This is a genomic window from Faecalibacterium hattorii (genome assembly GCF_003287455.1).
Taxonomy (GTDB): Bacteria; Bacillota; Clostridia; order Oscillospirales; family Ruminococcaceae; genus Faecalibacterium; species Faecalibacterium hattorii.
In genome coordinates, this window is the sequence record NZ_PRLC01000002.1 from 62,883 (window position 1) to 82,486 (window position 19,604).

The following is a 19,604-nucleotide window of genomic DNA, read 5'->3' on the forward strand; positions in this document are numbered from 1 at the left end:
AAAAAATCTATGAAAAACGCTTGACTTTCGCGGGGGTTTATGGTACTATACTGGAGCAGTCCGCACGACGGTTTCAAACCTCAGGAACTTAGGATTGCACACAACAGAATATGCGAAGGTGGCGGAACTGGCAGACGCGCACGTTTGAGGTGCGTGTGGTTTATCCTTGGGGGTTCAAATCCCCTCCTTCGCACCATGACGAAAACCCGCATGAATGCTGAAAATTTAGTGTTCATGCGGGTTTTCTTTGTTTTGTTCGCTTGCAGATACTCGCAGATAGTAACGGTTATTTGCGGCTTTTGCACTCCCAAAGTCGTCAAAATATGGTCACTCACTTCAGCCGCCCGCGATAGTCTCCCAGTACTCCACGATCTTGCCGGGCGCGGCGTCCTTGTCCGTCAGAAAGGCGGCGTCGAGGTCTGCGTAAAAGTTCGCGGTGTCTGGATCAGGGGTTCACATTCTGCCGCGTAGAACAAGTGCTCCCAGCACTATAACGGCGACTGCCACAGGGAGCAGCCGCCGCAACCAACGCAGCAGGCGTTCCCGCCTTGGCGGGAGTCCCGTTTGGAGAGATTCCGGGAAGAATGCTTCGCAGCAAACAGAATCGCAATAACGTCCCTGCCCGCGCCATGCCTTATATCGGATGCCGTTCCACTCAAACTCCGGGTACATTCCCCCTTTTGTGATGCGGATGGGGCTTCCCTGAGCTTCCCCATAGCGCAGCAGTACGGCAGCAAAATCCTCCGGGGTGTTGATGGACTGTTCCGATACGATGGAAAAGCGCTTTTTCTGCTCGTTTTCTGCCACGGTACGGTAATCCCTGAGCCAGCCGGAGAAAAATCCACCCGGCTCCTGCGGGTCCTGCATCCGTTTCAGACAATCGTCCACATCCAGCTGATCCACCTGAGGAGCCTGTTGGGTCAGCTCTGCGCAAAAGCGGATCGAACCCGCCAGCTGCGCTGCCTGCTGCTCCAGTACCGTCTGCTGCGCCCGAAGCGCTTCGGTCAGCGGCTGTTCCCCGTTGAGGACCCTCTGTATTACGGGCAGCGGCATATCCAGCATCCGAAGCATCCGAATCAGTTTCAGGGTCCGGATATCCTCGGCGGTGTAATCCCGGTAGGCGTTGCCACGGTTACGGGCAGGGGTCATCAGCCCTTCTTTTTCGTAGAAGCGGATGTTGGGGCTGGAAACTCCACTCTGTTCCGCAGCCTGTTTGATGTTCATTTGCTTCACCTCCGCCCTTACACTACACCATAAAGTCGGTTGAAGGTCAAGCATTTTTCAAAAAATAGCGCAAAAATGCCCCGGCGGGCACAAAACCTGCCGGGGCATTCCTTGTTTTGCTTACTGAGCGTTGTTGAACAGGGTGAAGGCGCGGTAAGCCATGTACAGGTCGCTCTTGTGGATGACCTCGAACGGAGAGTGCATGGATAGCACGGGCACACCGATATCCAGCACGGGGATGCCGCGGTTGGCGACATACTTGGCGATGGTGCCGCCGCCGCCCAGATCCAAACGGCCCAGTTCACCGATCTGCCATGCCACGTTGCCCTTGTCCAGCATCCGGGTGATGTCGCTGACCAGCTCGGCACAGGCATCGCTTGCGGAGCCCTTGCTGCCGCTGCCGGTATACTTGAAGATGGCAATGCCGCGGCCCGCATAGGTGCCATTCATCGGCTCGAAGGCGCTGGCCCAAGAGGGATCGTAAGCAGCGGTGACGTCAGCAGACAGGCAGACGCTGTTGCGGAAGGCGATGATATCGTCCTGACCGGCAGCGCGGCACAGCTCCTGCATGAAGTGGAAGGCATACATGCTCTGCATACCGGTCACGCCGTCGGAGCCGATCTCTTCCTTATCCGTGAGGACGCAGACGGTGGTGTAGGCCGGGTTCTTGGTCTCGATCTCAGCCACCAGTGCGGGGTAAGCGTCCACACGGTCATCGTGGCCATAGCTGCCGACCATGGAGCGGTCGAAGCCGACATCGCGGCTCTTGTAAGCCGGGGTGATCTCGATCTCAGCACGCATGAACTCCTTCTCGGTGATGCCGTACTTCTCGTTGAGGAGGATCATGGTGTTCAGCTTGACGGCTTCCTTCACTTCCTCATCCTCAACAGCGTCGGAACCGATCAGGATGTTCAGCTCCTCGGCCTTGATGCCGTCCTTCAGGGTGCGGGCATTCTGCTCGGCACCCAGATGGGGCAGCAGGTCGGTGATGCAGAAGACGGGGTCGTTCTCGTCCTCGCCGACGCGGACGGTCACCGTGGAGCCGTCGTCGCGGGTGAAGACACCGTGGATGGACAGCGGCATGGTGCCCCACTGATACTTGCGGACGCCGCCGTAGTAGTGGGTCTTGAAGTAGCTCAGGTGGTCGGACTCGTACAGCGGGGTCGGGCGCAGGTCCAGACGGGGGCTGTCGGTGTGGGCGATGACCAGACGGAAGCCGTCCTCAAAGCTGCGAGTGCCGATGGTGGCGGCCACGACCGCCTTCTTGAACTGGACGAAGTAGACCTTGTCGCCGGGCTTGTAGGTCTTCTTGGGGTCGAACTCGACGTAGCCGGCATCTTTGAGCATCTGCTCGCTTTCTGCGGCGACCTCGCGCTCGGTCTTGCCATTGTCGAGGAACTTCTTGTAGCCCTCGGCAAAGTCGTGGGCCTTCTGCTTGACGTCTGCATCCTTGTCGGTGACGTAAGCGGGCTTATAGAGCAGCTTTTCAGCAAGCTGCTGATTCGGAGTCTTTTCTGCCATAGAATTTCTCCTGCCTTTCTGTTTCCTTATTCCTAAATATTTTAAAGGGTCCATTGCCCTTTAATCTTGGTTCGTGCCATACAGGCGAGTGTAGACCGCGTAGCACGCGGTGATCTTTTCGACGTAGTGGTGCATCTGGTTATAGGGAAATCCCTGCAATGTAACGCCGTCGGCGGAGTGTTCTTCCATCTGCAAAAGGGTGTCCACCGTACCCCAGCCGCTGTGGTAAGCCGCCGCTGCCGTAGCCACATCGCCGTTGTAGCGTTGCAGACAGAGATGCAGATAATAGCAGCCGTATCGGAGGCTGACGGCGGGGTCGTAGAGGTCGTCAAAGGTGACCTTCTCCCCTGCCGCAAGCTTGCTGCGCATCCAGAGGAAGGTCTCCTCGGTCATCTGCATCAAGCCACGGGCGTTGACGCTGGAAGTCGCTGCCGGGTCAAACCCGCTCTCGGTCCGGATGAAGGAATAGACCAGCAGCGGGTCAAGGTCATACTCGGCGGCGTACTGCTCCACGAGGGCGGAATATTTGCAGGGGTAGAATGCCTTTTCCATTTGCGTGCGCACCGGAGGCAGACACAACACGCCAAGCACCAGCAAAAACACCAGCACAAGGCTGTTCAGCAATTTCTTCACGTTCAAACCGAAGCTTCGGCACCACCTTTCCTGCGGCCCTCGGCCAGCAGCTGTTCGCAGAGCGCCGACGCGGCAGCTTCCAGCGAGGCAAGGTCGGCGTCGTTGCACAGCACATAATCCGCGCGGGCCAGCAGAACGCTTTCCGGCGTCTGAGCGTTCAGGCGGCGGGCTGCCATATCAGGCGCGATGCCGTCCCGCTGGGCGATGCGGGCCACGCTCGTTTCAAAGGGAGCTGTGACCACTGCCAGACGGTCGCATTCCGCTTCCGCCGCAGTCCCGACGATGACTGCGCCATCCAACACGAAGAGCGGTGCCCCGGCTTCCTGCGCGGCCTGTTTGGCCAGCCGGATGCGGCGGACGATCTCCGGGTGGGTGATGAGATCCAGCGCCGCCTTTCCTTCCGGCGTTGCGAAGGCGCGGTCGGCCAGAAGCCGACGGTCCAGCGAACCGTCCGGGCGGAGGATCTCTTCCCCGAACCGCTCCGCCAGCACCGGCAGCAACGGCGAAGACGGGAGCAGGATCTCCCGCGAGAGCTGGTCGGCATCGGCCAGCGGAACACCGTGGGCAGAAAAGACCGCCGTCACGGTGGATTTGCCGCAGCCGCTGCGGCCTGTAATGCCCAGCGTGATCATAGGGCGATCACCCGGAACGCGGCTGCGCGGATCAAGCGGTTGTACACGGCCATGCTCAGGCCGTCCTTCTTCGGGCAGCGGGCGTACACGATGCCGTCGCCCTGCTCATCCAGCGCACGGAGGCTGCGGAAGATGTGCTTTGCCTGATCGGCACCGTCCCCCTCGCGGCCATATTCCACGCAGGGCACGCCGAGCTTTTCCGCTTCGCCCGTAAAGCAAAGGCAGCTGGGGTTCTGGTCCATGTGGGCCTCCACATAGGCTTTGAACTGTTCAAAGGTGCCGTCCAGCAGGGTGACGTCCGCCTTGGGCGCGTAGTGTTTGTACTTCATGCCGGGGCTGCGGACCACTGCGCCCTCCGGCAGCTTTTCGAGGATGGCCTTCGAGACCTCGACTTCCTCGCCGAGGGCACGTTCCAAGTCCTCCAATGTAATGTGGCCGGGGCGGAACAGAGTCGGCTTCTCGCCCACCACCGAGATGACCGTAGACTCCACGCCCACATCGCACTCGCCGCCGTCCAGAATGAGGGGCAGCCGGCCGTTCATATCGGTAAAGACATCCTGCGCGTTGGTGGGGCTGGGTTTGCCGGAAAGGTTTGCCGACGGGGCCGCAAAGGCACAGCCGCTCTGCTCGATGACCGCGCGGGCCACCGGGTGGCTGGGCATCCGAATGCCGACGGTATCCAGCCCGGCGCAGCACTCCGCCGCCACTTCCGGGCCGCGGGGCATGATGATGGTCAGGGGGCCGGGGCAGAACGCTGCCATCAGCAGCTGGGCACGCTCCGGCACCTCGCTGACGAGGCCGGGCAGCATCTCCGGGCCGGTGACGTGGACGATCAGGGGGTTATCCTGCGGGCGGCCCTTTGCCACGAAGATCTTGGCCACCGCTTCGCCGTTGCGGGCGTCCGCCGCAATGCCGTAGACCGTCTCAGTCGGCAGGGCGACCAGCTCACCTTTGCGCAGAAGTTCCGCTGCTTTGGCGATGGCGTCGCCTTCAGCGCGTAGGATCTCAGTTTTCATTTCCATGCGATTCATCGTTCTTTCTATCTGTAAAGTATATGTTCTTTACGCCATTTCAGGCGCATTATTTGTCGGTTTGTGCGTTGAGCTGCTGGAGCTTTTCCGCTTGCTCATGGGTGGCGAGGGCATCGATGATCTCGTCCAGATTGCCGTCCATGATCTTATCCAGATTGTGCACGGTCAGGCCGATGCGATGGTCGGTGCAGCGATCCTGCGGGAAATTGTAGGTGCGGATCTTCTCGCTGCGGTCGCCGGTGCCCACCTGCCCTTGGCGGTTGGCGTTGATGGCGTCCTGCTGCTCCTTCTGCTTCTGGGCCAGCAAGCGGCTGCGGAGGATCTCCAGCGCCTTATCCTTGTTCTGGAACTGGCTGCGCTCGTTCTGGCACTCGACCACCGTGCCGGTGGGGATGTGGGTCACCCGGATGGCACTGGACGTCTTGTTGATGTGCTGGCCGCCCGCGCCGGAGGAGCGGAAGGTGTCGATGCGCAGGTCCTTGGGGTCCAGCTCAAAGTCCACTTCCTCCGCCTGCGGCATCACGGCCACGGTGGCGGTAGAGGTGTGGATACGGCCCTGCGTCTCGGTCTCCGGCACCCGCTGGACCCGGTGGACGCCGCTCTCATACTTGAGGCGGTTGTAGGCCCCCGCGCCGTTCACCGCGACGATGGCTTCCTTCACGCCGCCCAGCTCAGTTTCGTTGAGGTTCAGTGTTTCCAGCTCCCAGCCGCGGCTCTGGACGTACATCGTGTACATCCGAAGCAGACTGTGGGCGAACAGGGCCGCTTCCTCGCCGCCCGCGCCGCCGCGGATCTCCATGATGACGCTTTTGCCGTCATTGACATCCTTGGGCAGTAGCAGAATTTTGAGAGAATTTTCCAGTTCTTCCACATCGTGACTTTTTTCGCTGATTTCCTGCTGTACCATCTCCTTAAAGTCCGGGTCGAGGGTTTCGCCTTCGAGCAGGGCTTTTGCCTGAGCAAGATGATCCTGCGCCGTTGTCAAGGCCTGATAGGCCTGCACCACTGGCTCGGCTTCGTGGTATTCCTGCATCAGGCGGCGAAACAGAGGGGGATCCGCCGCGGTTTCGGGCTGGTTCAGGCGGATCGAAAGCTCCTCGAACCGGTGGCAGACCGCTTCCATCTGAGAAAACAGTTTTGACATACTTGTGCAGTTCTCCTTATCGTTCTCAATGGATGGGGCCGGTTTGCGCGGCAGGGTCAGGTCTCACGACCTTTTTGATGTTCTTTTCGATCTTCGCGCGGGGCAGCATGACCTCGCGGCCACAGCCCGTGCAGCGGATCTTGAAGTCCATGCCCACCCGCAGCACCTCGAAGCTGGAAGCTCCGCAGGGATGCTTCTTGCGGGTCAGGATGGTATCTCCCACTGCGATATCCATAGACACTCTCCCTCCTGCCTGTGCCCTCCCGGCACAGGCGCTGCGGCCAGCGGTTTGTTCCGGCTGCCGCATACAGATATAGTATAAACCAAACTCGTATAAAATGCAATTGTCCGCGCATATGGTTTTACTGCCGCCGCACCCAACGCGGCGGTGCGCACGACAAAAAACAGCACAGAAAGAGGAATGAACAATGATGCAGACATTTCGTACCGAAGGAAATTACCGCAGTGCCGACCGGCTTTCGGCTGCGGAGCTGCGGGCGGCGATGGCCAGCCGCGAAATTTTGCAGAGCACGGCACTGGCGTTCGATACCGCCCGCCAGCTGCGGTTTGAGTTTGGCGGGCTGCGGGCCGTGATGCCCTTTGAACAGTGTGCCGACGGAGCCGAGACCGGCAGCGTGCGGGACATTGCGATCCTGACGCGGGTCGGGCGGCCCACCTGCTTTGTCATCGAGGGAATGGACACCGACGAGACCGGTCAGCCGGTCTACCGCCTCTCCCGCGCCGAAGCACAGCGGATGTGCAAGGCCGATTACCTCGACACGCTCCAGCCCGGCGATATCCTCCCCTGCACCGTGACCCACATCGAACCCTTCGGGGCCTTCTGCGACGTGGGATGCGGCATCAGCGCTCTGCTGCCCATCGACTGCATGTCGGTCAGCCGCATCTCTTCCCCCGCCGACCGGGTCAGCGTCGGGCAGCAGATCCTCTGCGCCATCAAGAACCGGGACGTACAGGGCCGGTTCGTTCTGACCATCCGGGAACTGCTGGGCACATGGGCCGAGAACGCCGCCGCTTTTACGGTCGGTGAGACCGTGGTAGGCATCGTGCGGAGCGTGGAGGATTATGGCACCTTCATCGAGATCGCGCCCAACCTCGCGGGCCTTGCCGAGAGCTGCCCTGACCTCCGCCCCGGACAGGCGGTCAGCGTCTACATCAAGAACATCCTGCCCGAAAAGATGAAGATCAAGCTGGTCATCGTGAACCACAGCCTTGGGCAGAGCCATCGGTTCGAGCTGCATTATTTTATCACCGAGGGCCATATCGACCACTGGCTCTACTCCACGCCGGAAAGCCACAAGCGGATCGAGACGGATTTTGCGGTTGCGGCTTGCAATCCGGCGTAAAAGCCTTTATACTATAGGTGAACGATTCCAAATCAGCCATTTGAAAATTGAAGGGGATGTGCAGAACGATGGCCGCCAACGATGCTTTTACCGCCGGTGTCCGCCCCGGCGGGCTGACCGACAGCACCGAGATCCGGTTGCTGTTGTGTTATCTCGTGAAAAACGCCGGGCCGATCACCCGCACCGAGATCGAAAATGCCTTGATGGAGGAAGCGCTGGTCAATTATTTTGAGATCGGCTCCTGCCTTGATGACATCACCCAGCAAAAGCTGGTCACGCTGAGCGATGGACGCTATTCCATCACGGAAAAAGGACGCAAGGTCGCGCAGGAACTGGCCTTTGACCTGCCCCGCAGCGTGCGGGAACGCGCCGTGGCCGCCGTGCTGCGCAGCCAGACATGGGCCCGCAAGGAGGCCCAATACGCCGCCCGCATCACCGAAAAGCCGGACGGCCACTGCTCCATCCGCTGCACCATCAAGGCGCTGGATCAGGAGCTGTTCTGCCTCGACATCGGCACGCCCGACCGGCTGAGCGCCGACCTCGTGAAAAAGCAATTCATCCTCAAAGGCAACGAGATCTACCAGATGCTCATCACCAAGCTGACGGAGGAGACCGAATAACCCAAGCGATAAAAATGCCGCTGTTCCGGAAAGAAAAACCGGACAGCGGCATTTTTTCATTTCCAGAGCTGGGCGGCCACCAGTTCGAGCACACTGCCCGCGATGCATCGGGCCTTGTCCGAAATGAGAAAGCAGTTTTCCAGTTCCTCGCGCCGGGGGTCCACATCGGCCACCTTGAAGCCCTTCGTCACCGGATAGCCGTCCCGCAAAAGCCCCCGCAGGATGCCGGAGATCTGCGTTTTCACAGGGATGCGCCCCCCCTCCGACGTTTCCAGCTCCGCGATGGTCTCCCCTGCCTCGACAAAATCGGCGATGGCGTGACAATTTCGGAATATTCCCGCAGCCGGGGAATGGATGACCCGCTCGGCCCCGTAGCCGCCGATGATGCCCGGCACGCCGGAGTTCGGGGCCGCCGCCCCCTCCCGGATGATCCGGCCAAGCTTGTGGCCGCGCTTGGTCTCCACCACCACATCCACATCCCGCCCGGCCACGAAGCCGGGGCCGAGGGCGATGGTCAGCGGGGCCATCGCCCTCGTGGTGCCGAGGTTTTTCTTCGCGATGATGGCGTCGATCAGCACGGCGGGCTTTGCTTTTGGCAGACAGGCCCCCTTCGGGTCCACGAGGACGGGCACGGCGTTCTCGGCCCAGACGGCCTCCGCCTCGGCCAGCGATGCCGCCCGCACGGCCCGCAGACCTTCCACGGTCGTTTCGCCCTCGTAGACTGCTTCGCAGAGGGAGACTTGGCGGCGGATGGCGGCGGGGTGTTCGGCTTCCAGTACCAGCACCCGCAGCCCCGCCGACCACAGCCGGTGGATGGTGCCGGTGGCAAGGTCGCCGCCGCCGCGCACCACGATCAGTTCCTCACGCTTCATCGCTGTTTTCCTCCGGCTCCATGCGTTGCAGCAGCACGTTCATCGAGCCGCCGCAGGCTGCAATGGCGGCGTCCTCGCCGGTGCCGTCCGTGGTAAAGGCGGCAAGCTTCGTGGGCGGTTCCTCCCACGCCAGCATTTTTGCAGCAAGCTGCTGCACCCGGTATTCCATGATGCCGCCGCCCACGCTGCCGACGGTCCGGCCATCGGGCAGAAGCAGCATTTTGGAGCCGACTTCGCGGGGGGTCGAGCCGTGGCGCGAAACGATGGTGGCAAGGACGGCGGGCGTATCCAGCGCCCCCAGCGCTGCCAAAATCGCCGGGGAAAAGCCCTCGGTCAGCGGGCGGGCACTCTTGATCTGAACGATCTCGGCCAGAATGGACAGCGCAATCTCCTCCGCCGTCTTAGCCCCAATGGCAAGGCCGATGGGCGCGTGGAGCGCTTCCACCCGCGCGGGGTCGAGTCCGGCCTCGGTCAATTGGCGGCACACCAGCGCGGTACGGCCCCGGCTGCCCATCATACCGACATACGCGGCGGGCTTTTGCAGAATAGCGGTCAGGCACTCCAAGTCGCAGTTGTGCGCGCGGGTGACGACCACAAAATAGCATTCCGCACCGCCGGAAATTTTGGCAAGGCTCTCCGAAAAGGGGGCGCAAAGCACTTCCTCCGCCCCGGCGTCCCGCAGATCGTCGGCAAAATCCGGCCGGTCCTCCAGCGCACAAACGGGCAGCCCCAGAAGCCTTGCCAGCCGCACCACCGAAGCGCCCACATGGCCGCCGCCGCAGACCACGAGCCGCGGGGAAGCGCCGAACCGCTCCGCAAACACGCGGAGCCCCTCCAGCTCCTGCACGCCGCTGGACGTGATCTGCCGCAGCGCAGGCAGCCGCCCGCTCAGGCACGGTGCCGGATGTTCCGGCCAGAGCGGCACACCGCCGCGCAGCAAAAGCTGCGCACCCGGCGCTTCACCTTCCAGCACGGTGGCCAGCAAGGTATCACCCGCCGCATGGTGTAACGCATCCAAAAAAGTTCGGGGTTCCATTCGGGTCTCCTTTTGATTCATTGTTCTACCTGCGCGGCGGCGGCGTATTCGGCGGGATCAAATCGTTCCCGCCAGCACTCCCAGTCCTCCGGAAGCATCCGCCACGCAAGGCCGCACCCGGCGGACAGCTCCCGCGGCAGCGGAATGAGCCGGCCGGGGATCTGTTCCGCGATGCAGCGTTTTTCCCACGCCATCGCATCCACGGTGGCCCGGAACGAAAGAACGATATACGGTCGTTTTGCTCGCATCTTACTCCTCCAGCGCCAAGGCACGCAGAGCCTGTGCCGCCGCAAGGGCCTCGGCCTCGGTGTTTTGGTGCGAAAAGCTGAACCGCACCATGCCCTGCTCTACGGTGCCCAGCGCCTTGTGCATGAGCGGGGCGCAGTGGGCCCCGGCCCGCACGCAGATGCCGAACTCCTCCCAGAGGGCGTCCGCCACGCGGGCGGAGTCCTCCCCGGCAAGGTTCAGCGAAACGATGGGTGCACGGGGTTCCGCAAAGCTGCCGTAGACCACCACACCGGGGATTTCCCGGACGGCCTCATAAAACAGCCGTGCCAGCGCAGTTTCCTTTGCTTGGAGCGTTTCCACGCCCTGTTCCAAGATCCACCGCACCCCGGCCCCAAGGCCCGCGATGCCGGGGACGTTCAGCGTCCCGGCTTCCAGCGCAGTGGGCATTTCGGCGGGGTGGCGCTCGTCGAAGCTGTGGACGCCGCTGCCGCCTACCACCAGAGGTGCCGCCCGCAAGCCGGGGCGGACGTACAGCCCGCCGGTGCCCTGCGGACCCAGCAGCCCCTTGTGGCCGGTAAAGCAGAGCACATCGATGCCCAGCTTTTGCACCGGGATAGGGCAAGCCCCCGCTGTCTGCGCCGCGTCCACGATCAACAGCAGACCGTGTTTTTTTGCAAATTGGGCAACAAACGCGAGGTCGGTGGTGTTGCCGGTGACGTTGGACGCCCCGGTGACGACCACTGCCTTGGTGTTGGGCCGCAGCAGCTCCTCGAACTGCTCATAGCGCAGCACGGCGCGGTCATCCACCCCCACAAAGCTGAGCTGTGTTCCCTGCTCCCGCAAGCGGTATAGGGGCCGCAGGACCGAGTTGTGCTCACAGACCGTGGTAATGACATGATCCGCCGGGCCGATCAGCCCGCCGATGGCCGTGTTCAGCGCTTGGGTCGCGTTGGAGGCAAAGGCGATGCACGCCGGACTCTCCGCGCCGAACAGTTCGGCCAGCCCGGCGCGGGCGTCGTAGACCAGCCGCGCCGCATGAAGGGTCGGCTCGTGGGCACCGCGGCCGGGGTTGCCCGCTGTTTGCAGCGCTTCCAGCATCGCTTCGCCTACCACGGGCGGTTTTTGCAGCGTGGTAGCCGCATTGTCGAGGTAGATCACGGCTTGACCACGTTCCCGGCGTTCAGCATTTTTTCCGCAATGACGTACATATTCGTCACAGTGCCGACCTGCAGCTTCTCCGTCAGACCGTAGAAATTCAGGCAGGTGCCGCAGGTCACGATCTCCACGCCCTCGGCTTCCAGCGCCTTGAGATCTTCCAGCATGGGCGAACCCTCACAGGTCAGGTGAGCACCGCCGTTGTAGAAGAGGATGGTCTTGGGCAGCTTGTCCTGCTGGGTCAGCGAGAAGACGAAGGCCTTGAGCAGGGTCTTGCCCAGCTCCTCGGCTCCATCGCCCATCTGATCGGACGCAATGACCACCACCGTATCGGTGCGGGCGTCCGGTGCGCAGACCGGGGCCTCCTCGGCCTCGGCGGGGGCGTCGCCCACCGTGAACAAAACGCGGTACTCCCGCTCCGCCAATTTCTCGGCCTTGGACGCATAGCCCTTCTGCTGGGCCATCTTGGTCAGGTTTTGGACGGCGATCTCGTTATCCACAAGGACCTCCACTTCACCGGCACCGTTTAATTCGGCAATGGCCTTCTTGGCTTTGACAACAGGAAGCGGGCAAGCATCCCCGCGTGCATCAACTTTCAGCATCGTTCATATCTCCATTTAATAATTCACTGTGATCTCCGTGGTTTGCTTCTCCAAAATCTCGCCCACGATGGCGGCGGGCAGACCTGCCGCCCGGAGTTCCTGCTCCAGCGCGGCGGCGTCCTGCGGCGCAGCGGCCAACAGCAGCCCGCCGGAGGTCTGCGGGTCGAACAGAATTTCTTCCATCGGAAATGGGACATTTTCAAACCGGACGAAGGGCCCGGTGTGGTTGCGGTTCCGCTGGCCCGCCGCCGTGTACAGGCACGCATCGGCGGCTTCCCACGCGCCGGGCAGCACCGGCACCGCATGGGCATCGATGACGCAGGAGAGTTTGTCTCCCATCATCTCGTGCAGATGGCCCAGAAAGCTGAACCCGGTCACGTCGGTAGCGGCGTGGACCTCATACTTGTGCGCGATCTCTGCCGCCGTCTTATTCAGGGTGGTCATGGAGCGGATGGCACCTTCCATCTGGTCCGGGGCGGCTTCGCCTACCCGGTTGGCCGTGCAGATGAGCCCGACGCCCAGCGCCTTGGTCAAGAGCAGCTTGTCGCCGGGGCGGCCGGTATCGTTGGCCGTCATCCGGCGCGGATCCACAAGGCCCGTCACCGAAAGGCCGTACTTCACGCCGGTGTCGGCGATGGAATGCCCGCCCGCGAGGCTGCCCCCCGCTTCGGCGACCTTTTCGGCCCCGCCGCGCAGGATCTCGCCCAGAACATTCAGATCCATGCTTTCCGGAAAGCAAACGAGATTCAGCGCCGTCTTCACTTCGCCGCCCATGGCGTAGATATCGCTCAGGGCGTTGGCAGCAGCGATCTGCCCGAAGGTATAGGGGTCGTCCACCATGGGTGGGAAAAAGTCCACCGTCTGCACGAAGGCCAGTTCATCGGTGATGCGGTAAACGGCAGCGTCATCCTTGCTGTCGTAGCCGACCAAAAGGTTCGGATCCTGTTCGCCGCGCGGCAGCTTTTCGAGGATGCGGCTCAGCACCCCCGCGCCGAGCTTGGCCGTGCAGCCGCCGCCCGTGCAGAACACGATCTTTTCCGATCCTGCCATTACGCTCGTTCTCCTTCTGAAAATCGTGTCAGAACGCTTCGCACCCGGAAGCGCTCCCATAAAAGTTTCTGTGTCTCTTCGCCCAGCGCCCGGCGGACAGCATCGTCCGCTTGGTTGAGGACGGCGTAAAACTGCCGCTCCCCCACCCGCTTGCGTCCCCCGGCCTCGCTGGCCAGAAGCCGTGCCAGCAGTTCCGGCGTCAGCAGGGTCTCCGGTGCCGCGCCCAGCAGCGCACAGGCGGTTTCCAGCCGGAAGCAGACGGTTTCCAGCGGTTTTCCCACCGCCGAAAGCCCGGCCACGGCCAGCACGATATCACTTTCCGGCAGGATCACCGGCTCGTGCGCCGCCGGGGCCTTGCAGGGCAAGCGCTTGGCCCCGTCCGCTTCCAGAAAAACGGCGTCGGCCTGTTCCATCCAGTGTTCCAACTGCCGGGGCGGCGGGGCGGTCAGCTTGCCGCTGCCGTCCGGCGTGCCGAGGACGGCAAACGCTCCTGCCGCCCAAAGGGCTTTTACGTCCGCGTCGGCGGCGGCGAAGTTCTGCTTCGGCTGCCGGATGTGGGTGGTCGTCCCGGCCAGCACACGCCAGCCCCTGCGGGCGCAATGCTCACTCAGGGCATAGAGCAGGGTGGTCTTTCCCCCACCGCCCACCAGCGAGACGACATGCCCCTTCTCAGCCAGAAACGGGAACTGCGCTTCCGTGACCATTCAGCGGTTCTCCTCCACGGCCATGGCAATCTGCTCCGGGGTGATGGGCAGCTCGTAGAACCGGGTGCCGATGGCGTTGTACACCGCATCCGCAATGGCGGGCAGCGGCGTGTTGATGACCACTTCGCCGATGGACTTTGCACCAAAGGGGCCGTTGGGCTCGTAGCTGTTTTCAAACTCCACCCGGATCTTTCCGATGTCCACGCGGGCGGGGATCTTATACTGCATGAACGAATTTTCCATGGGGCAGCCCTTGGAATCGTAGGTGATGTTCTCGGTCAGCGCCATGCCGATGCCCTGCAACAAGCCGCCCTCGGCCTGCACGCGGGTCAGGTTCGGGTTGATGGGGGTACCGCAGTCCACACAGGCGGCATAATCCACCACCTTGACTTCACCGGTCTCCTTGTCCAGCTCAATTTCAGCCGCGCCCACCATGTACGGCGGGGGCGACAAGGGCGAAGTATGGGTCTCGGTGACTTCCAGCGGCACCATATGGCCGAACTGAGAGGCCGAGGCGACCTCGCTGAGGGAGACTTTCTGCTCCGGGTCGGCATCCACAAAGACATTTTTGCCGTCAAAGGCAACGTCCGCTTCCTCGCAGTGGAGCAGTTCCGCGCCCAGTTTGCAGATCTGTGCCCGCAGCTTCATGGCGCACTTTTCAACGGCCTTGCCGGTAACGTAGGTCGTGCTGGAGGCATAGGAGCCGGAATCGTAGGGCGAAACATCGGTATCCGCACCGAAGACGGTGATGTCGTCCAGCCCGCAGTCCAGTACCTCGGCGGCGATCTGCGCTAGGGTGGTGTCGCAGCCGGTACCCATATCCGCCGCGCCGATGATGAGGGAGTAGAACCCTTCATCGTTGACCTTGAGGGTCGCGCTGCCGACGTCCATGCCGGAAATGCCGGAGCCCTGCATCGCCATGCCCATGCCCACGGCGCGGACTTTCCCGTTGCCGAGGTCCCGGACGGGATACTTGTGATCCCAGTCGATCATCTCGTGGACCTTTTTCAGGCAGCGATCCAGCGCACAGCTGGTGTTCACCGCGCCGTAGTAGGCGGGCATCACGTCGCCCTCCTTAACGATGTTCATCTCACGGATCTTGAAGGGGTCCATGTGGAGCTTGGCGGCCAGCTCGTTCACGGCGGATTCCACCGCAAACAGGCCCTGCGTTGCACCGTAGCCGCGGTAAGCGCCGGCAGACATATGGTTGGTATAGACCACGTCGCTGACGAAGCGGAACGCCTCGGCCTTGCCGTACAGCGGGATGGACTTGTGGCCCGACAGGCCCACCGTCGTGGGGCCGTGCTCGCCGTAGGCGCCCGTATTGGACAGGGTGTAGAGGTCGATGCCCTTCACGATGCCCTCTTTGGTGGCACCGAGGCGGACGTGCATCTCCATCTCGTGCCGGGGCGAGGAAGCGGTCTGGCTCTCCTCGCGGGTGAAGAGGAGTTTGCAGGGCTTTTTGGTCTTCCACGTCACAAAGGCCGGGTAGATGGCGGAGACGGCCGTCTGCTTGGCACCGAAGCCGCCGCCGACGCGGGGCTTGATGACGCGGATCATGGATTTGGGGATGTGCAAAGCATTCGCCACGTTGCGGCGGGTGTGGAAGACGATCTGGGTGGAGCTGAGGATGTTCAGCCGCCCGTACAGATCCATATAGCAGCAGGTGCGGAAGGTCTCCATCATGGCCTGTTGGCACGCCTTGGTGTGGTAGACATGGTCGATGACCACATCGCAGTTCGCCAGCACGGCGTCGATATCGCCGCTGCCGCACTCGTCGTGGGCGCAGAGGTTCCGCTTGTTGTCCGCGCCCACCGGGCACAGGCTCTCCCAGTTATCCTCCGGGTGGACGAGGATGGGGTTATCCTTGGCGGTATGGAAGTCCAGCACCGGTTCCAGCACCTCGTACTCCACCTTGATGAGCTTCATGGCCTTGTCCACGCACCGATCGTCCACACCGGCCACGATGGCGACCACATCGCCCACAAAGCGAACATGGCGGTCAATGACCAGCCGGTCGTAGGGGCTGGCTTCGGGGTAGGTCTGGCCCGCTTGGGTGTAGCGGCGGCCATTCTGATCCACATCCTCCCACGTGAAGATGGCCTCGATGCCGGGCACCTTCTTGGCGACGGTGGTGTTGATGGTCTTGACGATGGCATTGGGGTGGGGCGAGCGCAGAAGCTTTACAATGAGGCAGTCGGCGGGGGCAAGGTCGTCCATGTAGACGGGCTTGCCGGTGACCAGCTGCATCGCGTCCTTTTTGCGGAACGGTTGGTTGACGTTTTTCATTCGGCTGCCTCCTTCGATTTTTTCCATGCGAGGAACGCCTGAATGCCCCGCAGCTGGCCCTCGTAGCCGGAGCAGCGGCAGAGGTTGCCCGCGAGATATTCCTTGATCTCCTCCTCGGAGGGGTACGGATTCTCGCGGAAAAGGGCCAGCGCGTTCATGATAAAGCCGGGGTTGCAGAAGCCGCACTGCTCCGCGCCCTGATCGGCGATGAAGCCGCCGAACTCAGCGGCCTCCTCCTGCAAGCCTTCCAGCGTGGTGACACGGTGGCCGTCGGCGCGGGCCGCCAGCACCGAGCAGGACAGCACCGGCTTTTCATCCAGAAAGACCGTGCACAGCCCACAGTTGGAGGTCTCACAGCCGCGCTTGACGCTGTAGCAGCCGTGGCTGCGGACAAAGTCGATGAGCAGGGCGTCCGGCGCAACATCGGCGGACACCTTTTTCCCGTTCAATGTGATCGTGATCTGCATCGTATTCCCCTCCCTCAGGCTTCCAGCCGGCGCACGGCGCGCTTGACCAGCACGCCCGCCAGATGGTTGCGGTATTCGGCGCTGCCGCGCAGATTGCTCTCGGTCTTGATCTGAGCCCGCACTTCGGCGGCGAAGCGATCCGCCGTCAGCTCCGGCGTCTCAGCCCCATTGGGCTTGAGGGCAAAGAGCATTGCCTTGCCCGGCCGGGCCCCGATGACAAACCGGTAGCCCTCCGCCGTTTTGGCGGCGGCGCAGGTCAGCACCGGGAAGTCCGTCTGGCTGTTCCGCACCGACTGGTAGCAGAACGAGGCCGCTTCCTTCGGCACCAGCACCCGCACAAGGATGTCCCGGTCATAGGGGCGGGCGGCGTACTCGGCCAGCGGCACGATGCCGCCCTTGTACAGCTCCACCGAGGCGTTCAGTGCAAGGAACATGGTCAGCACGTCGGAGAAGCCGAAGCGGCTGTAGATGCTGCCGCCCACGGTGGCAAGGTTCCGCAGCTGGACGCCCACGATATGCCGCACCGATTCCCGCACGGCACCGCCGGTGTAAGCAGCCAGCCCCTCGTGCAGCTCCAATTGGCGCAACGTGACCATCGCGCCGATGGAAAAGCCCTCGTCCGTCTCTTCCACGGTGTCCAGCCCCAGACCCGACAGGTCGATGGCGGTGCCGACATTGAGCTTCTCCATTTTGAGCCAGATCATGCCGCCGAGGACCCGATTGTTCTTTTTCTGGTTGAGCTGCCAAGCTTCTTCCAGACTTTCCGCGCGCTTGTATTCCCGGATCGTCATCATACGCAGTACCTCTCTTTTTCCCTGATTACTTTTATTTTAACATATTTTCTGCTAAAATACCACTAAAAGAGCCCCCTGCCAAGGGGCCGTCATTTTGTGCGAGGTGTTCAAAAGATGGAGCAGCAGCTTCTTCCCGTTGGGTGTGTCATCATGGCGTCGGGGCTGGCCCGGCGGTTCGGTTCCAATAAGCTCTTGGCCGATTTCGGCGGGCGTCCCCTGCTCTGCCGCGCATTGGACGCCACCAACACGCCCCAACTTGCTGCCCGCATCGTCGTGACCCGCTCGGCGGAGGTGGAAGCACTCTGCAAAGCGGAGGGCGTCCCCTGCCTCGTCCACGCACTGCCGGGCCGGAACGACACGGTGCGGCTTGGGCTGGACGCCCTGCTGGCGGCGCGGCCCGACCTTGCGGGCTGTATGTTCCTGCCCGGCGACCAGCCCCTGCTTCAGCGGGAGACCGTGGAGAGCATGGTGGGCATCTTCGGCTGGGATACGAAGACCCGCATCGAACGGCAAAAAGAAACAGAACGGGAGATCTTCCGGCTGGCTCATCGGTTCATAAATGACCCGAACCCGCTGGTCGGAAGCCCCGTTCTGTTCAGCAAACGTTATTTTTCGGAGCTGCGCATCCTGCCCGAAGGCAAAGGCGGCAGCGTATTGCTCCGGAAATACCCGGAGCGGGTCCACAACATTTTCATTGGGGACCGGAACGAGCTATTAGATGCGGACACACCCGAAGCGCTGGCGGAATTACTCCGCATCCTTCGGCAGTAACACATTCAGCACGATGGCCACAAAGGCGGCGGGCACGATGCCGGACTCACCGCAGACGAGCTGGAACAACTGCGGGGTCTTGGCCAGAATGCTGGCGTTTGCGCCCATGCCGTAGCCCACGCCCAGAGCCACCGAAACGATGGTCAGGGTGCGCGGGGTCATCTTTTCCTTGGTGATGAGCTGGATGCCCGACACAACGATGGAGGAGAACATCATGACAGCGGCACCGCCCAGAACGGCCTGCGGCATGATGGAGACCAGTGCGCCCAGCTTGGGGATGAGGCCGCAGAGGATCAGGAAGATGGCACCGGTGGCCAATGCGCCGCGGTTGACAACCTTGGTCATCGCCACCAGACCGACGTTCTGGCTGAAGGAAGTGTTGGGCAGGACGCCGAAGCAAGCGGCGAAGGAAGAGCCCAGACCGTCGCAGATGACGCCGCCGGACAGCTCCTTATCGGTGGCCTCGCGGCCCATGCCGCCCTCCATGACGCCGGAGATGTCGCCCACCGTCTCGACGGCGGTGACGATGAACATGATCAGCACCGGCAGGATGGCGCGCATATCAAAGACGATCTTGACCGGGACGAGCTTGGGGATGGCAAACCAACTGGCCTGTGCCACCTTATCCCAGTTCAGCACCCATGCCTTCGTGAACTCCACACCGTCGGCCGTGACGCCGGTGGTGGGCAGGACAAAGCCCATGATGAACGCGGCGATGTAACCGGCCACGATGCCGATGAGGATGGCGGAAGAACTCAAAAAGCCCTTGGTCCAGTGCTTGAAGAAGAGGATGACCACCAGCACGAAGACGGCCAGCAGCAGGTTCTCCATGGAGCCGAAGTCCTTGGCCGCATTGCCACCGCCAAAGGAGTTGACGCCCACCGAGATCAACGACAGACCGATGGACAGCACCACCGTGCCTGTGACCACCGAGGGGAAGAACTTGCGCAGGGGCTTGAGGAAGAAGCCCAGCACCGTTTCGAACAGGCCTCCCAGAATGGACGCGCCCATAATGGCGCCGTAGGCCAGCACGCCGCCGCCCATGGAAGCCGCCACGCTGTTGAAGACGCCGAGGAAGCCGGACGAGGTGCCCATGATGATGGGGACCTGACCGCCCACGGGGCCGATGGAAAACAGCTGCACCAGCGTGACCACACCGGCCACGAACATGGCGTTCTGCAGCAGACTGACCTGAAGGTCGGCGAATTCACCACCCGCCAGACCGCATGCGCTCGTGATGATGAGCAGCGGGGTCAAGTTGCCGACGAACATGGCAAATACATGCTGCAAGCCCAGCGGAATGGCCTGTCGAAGGGGCATCTTCGCGTCAAACTCGTACGCACCCTTCTCCAAATCGATAGTTTTGATCATACCCTTCTCCTTTAACGAATAGGTTTTTTAACGACACGAAAAATTATAGCAAAGGACGTGTGGAATTGGGAGAGGTTTAGACCGACTTTTGTTCAT

General features: G+C 62.1%; 21 protein-coding genes and 1 tRNA gene. 4 read left to right on the forward strand and 18 right to left on the reverse strand.

Annotated elements, in window-relative coordinates; all coding sequences use genetic code 11:
- Window positions 1-112 precede the first annotated feature (112 nt).
- Window positions 113-196 (forward strand) — tRNA-Leu (locus C4N23_RS01730).
- A gap of 257 nt (window positions 197-453) precedes the next feature.
- On the opposite strand, the gene C4N23_RS01735 is transcribed toward C4N23_RS01730, so the two are convergent.
- From C4N23_RS01735 to C4N23_RS01765, 7 genes are all read right to left on the reverse strand, one after another.
- On the reverse strand, window positions 454-1,224 hold the full coding sequence (locus C4N23_RS01735; RefSeq protein ID WP_242852762.1) for a MerR family transcriptional regulator: 771 nt from the start codon (window positions 1,222-1,224) through the stop codon (window positions 454-456).
- Window positions 1,225-1,344: 120 nt separating this feature from the next.
- A complete protein-coding gene (locus C4N23_RS01740; RefSeq protein ID WP_112143621.1) occupies window positions 1,345-2,745 on the reverse strand; it encodes an aminopeptidase in 1,401 nt (466 codons plus the stop codon).
- A gap of 60 nt (window positions 2,746-2,805) precedes the next feature.
- Window positions 2,806-3,378, reverse strand: coding sequence for a lytic transglycosylase domain-containing protein (locus C4N23_RS01745; protein WP_242983696.1), 573 nt, complete (start codon window positions 3,376-3,378; stop codon window positions 2,806-2,808).
- A gap of 2 nt (window positions 3,379-3,380) precedes the next feature.
- Window positions 3,381-4,010: a dephospho-CoA kinase gene (gene coaE / locus C4N23_RS01750; protein WP_112143623.1), complete on the reverse strand. Its 630-nt coding sequence runs from the start codon at window positions 4,008-4,010 to the stop codon at window positions 3,381-3,383.
- Window positions 4,007-5,041 (reverse strand): L-threonylcarbamoyladenylate synthase, encoded by a 1,035-nt coding sequence (locus tag C4N23_RS01755; RefSeq protein ID WP_242983697.1) that lies wholly within the window; start codon window positions 5,039-5,041, stop codon window positions 4,007-4,009. The genes coaE and C4N23_RS01755 overlap by 4 nt, the downstream gene beginning before the upstream one ends.
- 49 nt (window positions 5,042-5,090) lie before the next feature.
- Window positions 5,091-6,185 (reverse strand): peptide chain release factor 1, encoded by a 1,095-nt coding sequence (prfA, locus tag C4N23_RS01760; RefSeq protein ID WP_112143625.1) that lies wholly within the window; start codon window positions 6,183-6,185, stop codon window positions 5,091-5,093.
- A gap of 25 nt (window positions 6,186-6,210) precedes the next feature.
- A complete protein-coding gene (locus C4N23_RS01765; protein WP_112143627.1) occupies window positions 6,211-6,420 on the reverse strand; it encodes a DUF951 domain-containing protein in 210 nt (69 codons plus the stop codon).
- A 193-nt stretch (window positions 6,421-6,613) separates the two neighbouring features.
- Between C4N23_RS01765 and C4N23_RS01770 the strand changes: the two genes are divergently transcribed.
- Complete coding sequence (locus tag C4N23_RS01770) at window positions 6,614-7,549, forward strand: S1 RNA-binding domain-containing protein (RefSeq protein WP_112143629.1); 936 nt, start codon at window positions 6,614-6,616, stop codon at window positions 7,547-7,549.
- Window positions 7,550-7,617: 68 nt separating this feature from the next.
- Window positions 7,618-8,169 (forward strand): DUF4364 family protein, encoded by a 552-nt coding sequence (locus tag C4N23_RS01775; protein ID WP_055187925.1) that lies wholly within the window; start codon window positions 7,618-7,620, stop codon window positions 8,167-8,169.
- 56 nt (window positions 8,170-8,225) lie between these two features.
- On the opposite strand, the gene yqeB is transcribed toward C4N23_RS01775, so the two are convergent.
- From yqeB to C4N23_RS01825, 10 genes are read right to left on the reverse strand one after another with little or no spacing between them, the layout of a single operon-like run.
- Window positions 8,226-9,041 carry a selenium-dependent molybdenum cofactor biosynthesis protein YqeB gene (gene yqeB / locus C4N23_RS01780; protein ID WP_112143631.1) on the reverse strand — a complete coding sequence of 272 codons (816 nt, stop codon included), beginning with the start codon at window positions 9,039-9,041 and terminating at the stop codon, window positions 8,226-8,228.
- Window positions 9,031-10,077 carry an XdhC family protein gene (locus C4N23_RS01785; protein WP_112143633.1) on the reverse strand — a complete coding sequence of 349 codons (1,047 nt, stop codon included), beginning with the start codon at window positions 10,075-10,077 and terminating at the stop codon, window positions 9,031-9,033. The genes yqeB and C4N23_RS01785 overlap by 11 nt, the downstream gene beginning before the upstream one ends.
- A 17-nt stretch (window positions 10,078-10,094) precedes the next feature.
- Window positions 10,095-10,325 carry a putative Se/S carrier protein gene (locus tag C4N23_RS01790; RefSeq protein WP_112143635.1) on the reverse strand — a complete coding sequence of 77 codons (231 nt, stop codon included), beginning with the start codon at window positions 10,323-10,325 and terminating at the stop codon, window positions 10,095-10,097.
- Between the two features lies 1 nt (window position 10,326).
- The gene (locus C4N23_RS01795) at window positions 10,327-11,463 is read right to left on the reverse strand and encodes an aminotransferase class V-fold PLP-dependent enzyme (protein WP_112143637.1); all 1,137 of its coding nucleotides are present in this window, start codon (window positions 11,461-11,463) and stop codon (window positions 10,327-10,329) included.
- The gene (yedF, locus tag C4N23_RS01800) at window positions 11,460-12,062 is read right to left on the reverse strand and encodes a sulfurtransferase-like selenium metabolism protein YedF (RefSeq protein ID WP_112143639.1); all 603 of its coding nucleotides are present in this window, start codon (window positions 12,060-12,062) and stop codon (window positions 11,460-11,462) included. Before yedF ends, C4N23_RS01795 begins: the two co-directional genes overlap by 4 nt.
- 15 nt (window positions 12,063-12,077) lie before the next feature.
- Window positions 12,078-13,112: a selenide, water dikinase SelD gene (selD, locus tag C4N23_RS01805; protein WP_097838752.1), complete on the reverse strand. Its 1,035-nt coding sequence runs from the start codon at window positions 13,110-13,112 to the stop codon at window positions 12,078-12,080.
- On the reverse strand, window positions 13,112-13,816 hold the full coding sequence (gene yqeC / locus C4N23_RS01810; protein ID WP_112143641.1) for a selenium cofactor biosynthesis protein YqeC: 705 nt from the start codon (window positions 13,814-13,816) through the stop codon (window positions 13,112-13,114). Before yqeC ends, selD begins: the two co-directional genes overlap by 1 nt.
- Entirely contained in the window at window positions 13,817-16,105 is a 2,289-nt protein-coding gene (locus C4N23_RS01815) for a xanthine dehydrogenase family protein molybdopterin-binding subunit (RefSeq protein WP_112143643.1), read from the reverse strand.
- Entirely contained in the window at window positions 16,102-16,572 is a 471-nt protein-coding gene (locus C4N23_RS01820; protein WP_055187907.1) for a (2Fe-2S)-binding protein, read from the reverse strand. Before C4N23_RS01820 ends, C4N23_RS01815 begins: the two co-directional genes overlap by 4 nt.
- A 14-nt stretch (window positions 16,573-16,586) precedes the next feature.
- Window positions 16,587-17,366 carry an FAD binding domain-containing protein gene (locus tag C4N23_RS01825; RefSeq protein ID WP_055187904.1) on the reverse strand — a complete coding sequence of 260 codons (780 nt, stop codon included), beginning with the start codon at window positions 17,364-17,366 and terminating at the stop codon, window positions 16,587-16,589.
- Window positions 17,367-17,480: 114 nt separating this feature from the next.
- Here C4N23_RS01825 and C4N23_RS01830 point away from each other — a divergent pair, with 114 nt between their 5' ends.
- Window positions 17,481-18,137: a nucleotidyltransferase family protein gene (locus C4N23_RS01830; protein ID WP_242983698.1), complete on the forward strand. Its 657-nt coding sequence runs from the start codon at window positions 17,481-17,483 to the stop codon at window positions 18,135-18,137.
- On the opposite strand, the gene C4N23_RS01835 is transcribed toward C4N23_RS01830, so the two are convergent.
- Window positions 18,114-19,508, reverse strand: coding sequence for a uracil-xanthine permease family protein (locus C4N23_RS01835; RefSeq protein WP_112143645.1), 1,395 nt, complete (start codon window positions 19,506-19,508; stop codon window positions 18,114-18,116). The two genes, C4N23_RS01830 and C4N23_RS01835, sit on opposite strands and share 24 nt — an antisense overlap.
- Window positions 19,509-19,604: the final 96 nt, after the last annotated feature.

Bases quoted from the DNA above. Each gene is read 5' to 3' on its own strand.
- C4N23_RS01735 (WP_242852762.1), bottom strand. From the start codon at position 1,224: ATGAACATCAAACAGGCTGCGGAACAGAGTGGAGTTTCCAGCCCCAAC.
- C4N23_RS01740 (WP_112143621.1), bottom strand. From the start codon at position 2,745: ATGGCAGAAAAGACTCCGAATCAGCAGCTTGCTGAAAAGCTGCTCTAT.
- coaE (WP_112143623.1), bottom strand. From the start codon at position 4,010: ATGATCACGCTGGGCATTACAGGCCGCAGCGGCTGCGGCAAATCCACC.
- C4N23_RS01755 (WP_242983697.1), bottom strand. From the start codon at position 5,041: ATGAATCGCATGGAAATGAAAACTGAGATCCTACGCGCTGAAGGCGAC.
- prfA (WP_112143625.1), bottom strand. From the start codon at position 6,185: ATGTCAAAACTGTTTTCTCAGATGGAAGCGGTCTGCCACCGGTTCGAG.
- C4N23_RS01765 (WP_112143627.1), bottom strand. From the start codon at position 6,420: ATGGATATCGCAGTGGGAGATACCATCCTGACCCGCAAGAAGCATCCC.
- C4N23_RS01770 (WP_112143629.1), top strand. From the start codon at position 6,614: ATGATGCAGACATTTCGTACCGAAGGAAATTACCGCAGTGCCGACCGG.
- C4N23_RS01775 (WP_055187925.1), top strand. From the start codon at position 7,618: ATGGCCGCCAACGATGCTTTTACCGCCGGTGTCCGCCCCGGCGGGCTG.
- yqeB (WP_112143631.1), bottom strand. From the start codon at position 9,041: ATGAAGCGTGAGGAACTGATCGTGGTGCGCGGCGGCGGCGACCTTGCC.
- C4N23_RS01785 (WP_112143633.1), bottom strand. From the start codon at position 10,077: ATGGAACCCCGAACTTTTTTGGATGCGTTACACCATGCGGCGGGTGAT.
- C4N23_RS01790 (WP_112143635.1), bottom strand. From the start codon at position 10,325: ATGCGAGCAAAACGACCGTATATCGTTCTTTCGTTCCGGGCCACCGTG.
- yedF (WP_112143639.1), bottom strand. From the start codon at position 12,062: ATGCTGAAAGTTGATGCACGCGGGGATGCTTGCCCGCTTCCTGTTGTC.
- selD (WP_097838752.1), bottom strand. From the start codon at position 13,112: ATGGCAGGATCGGAAAAGATCGTGTTCTGCACGGGCGGCGGCTGCACG.
- yqeC (WP_112143641.1), bottom strand. From the start codon at position 13,816: ATGGTCACGGAAGCGCAGTTCCCGTTTCTGGCTGAGAAGGGGCATGTC.
- C4N23_RS01815 (WP_112143643.1), bottom strand. From the start codon at position 16,105: ATGAAAAACGTCAACCAACCGTTCCGCAAAAAGGACGCGATGCAGCTG.
- C4N23_RS01820 (WP_055187907.1), bottom strand. From the start codon at position 16,572: ATGCAGATCACGATCACATTGAACGGGAAAAAGGTGTCCGCCGATGTT.
- C4N23_RS01825 (WP_055187904.1), bottom strand. From the start codon at position 17,366: ATGATGACGATCCGGGAATACAAGCGCGCGGAAAGTCTGGAAGAAGCT.
- C4N23_RS01830 (WP_242983698.1), top strand. From the start codon at position 17,481: ATGGAGCAGCAGCTTCTTCCCGTTGGGTGTGTCATCATGGCGTCGGGG.
- C4N23_RS01835 (WP_112143645.1), bottom strand. From the start codon at position 19,508: ATGATCAAAACTATCGATTTGGAGAAGGGTGCGTACGAGTTTGACGCG.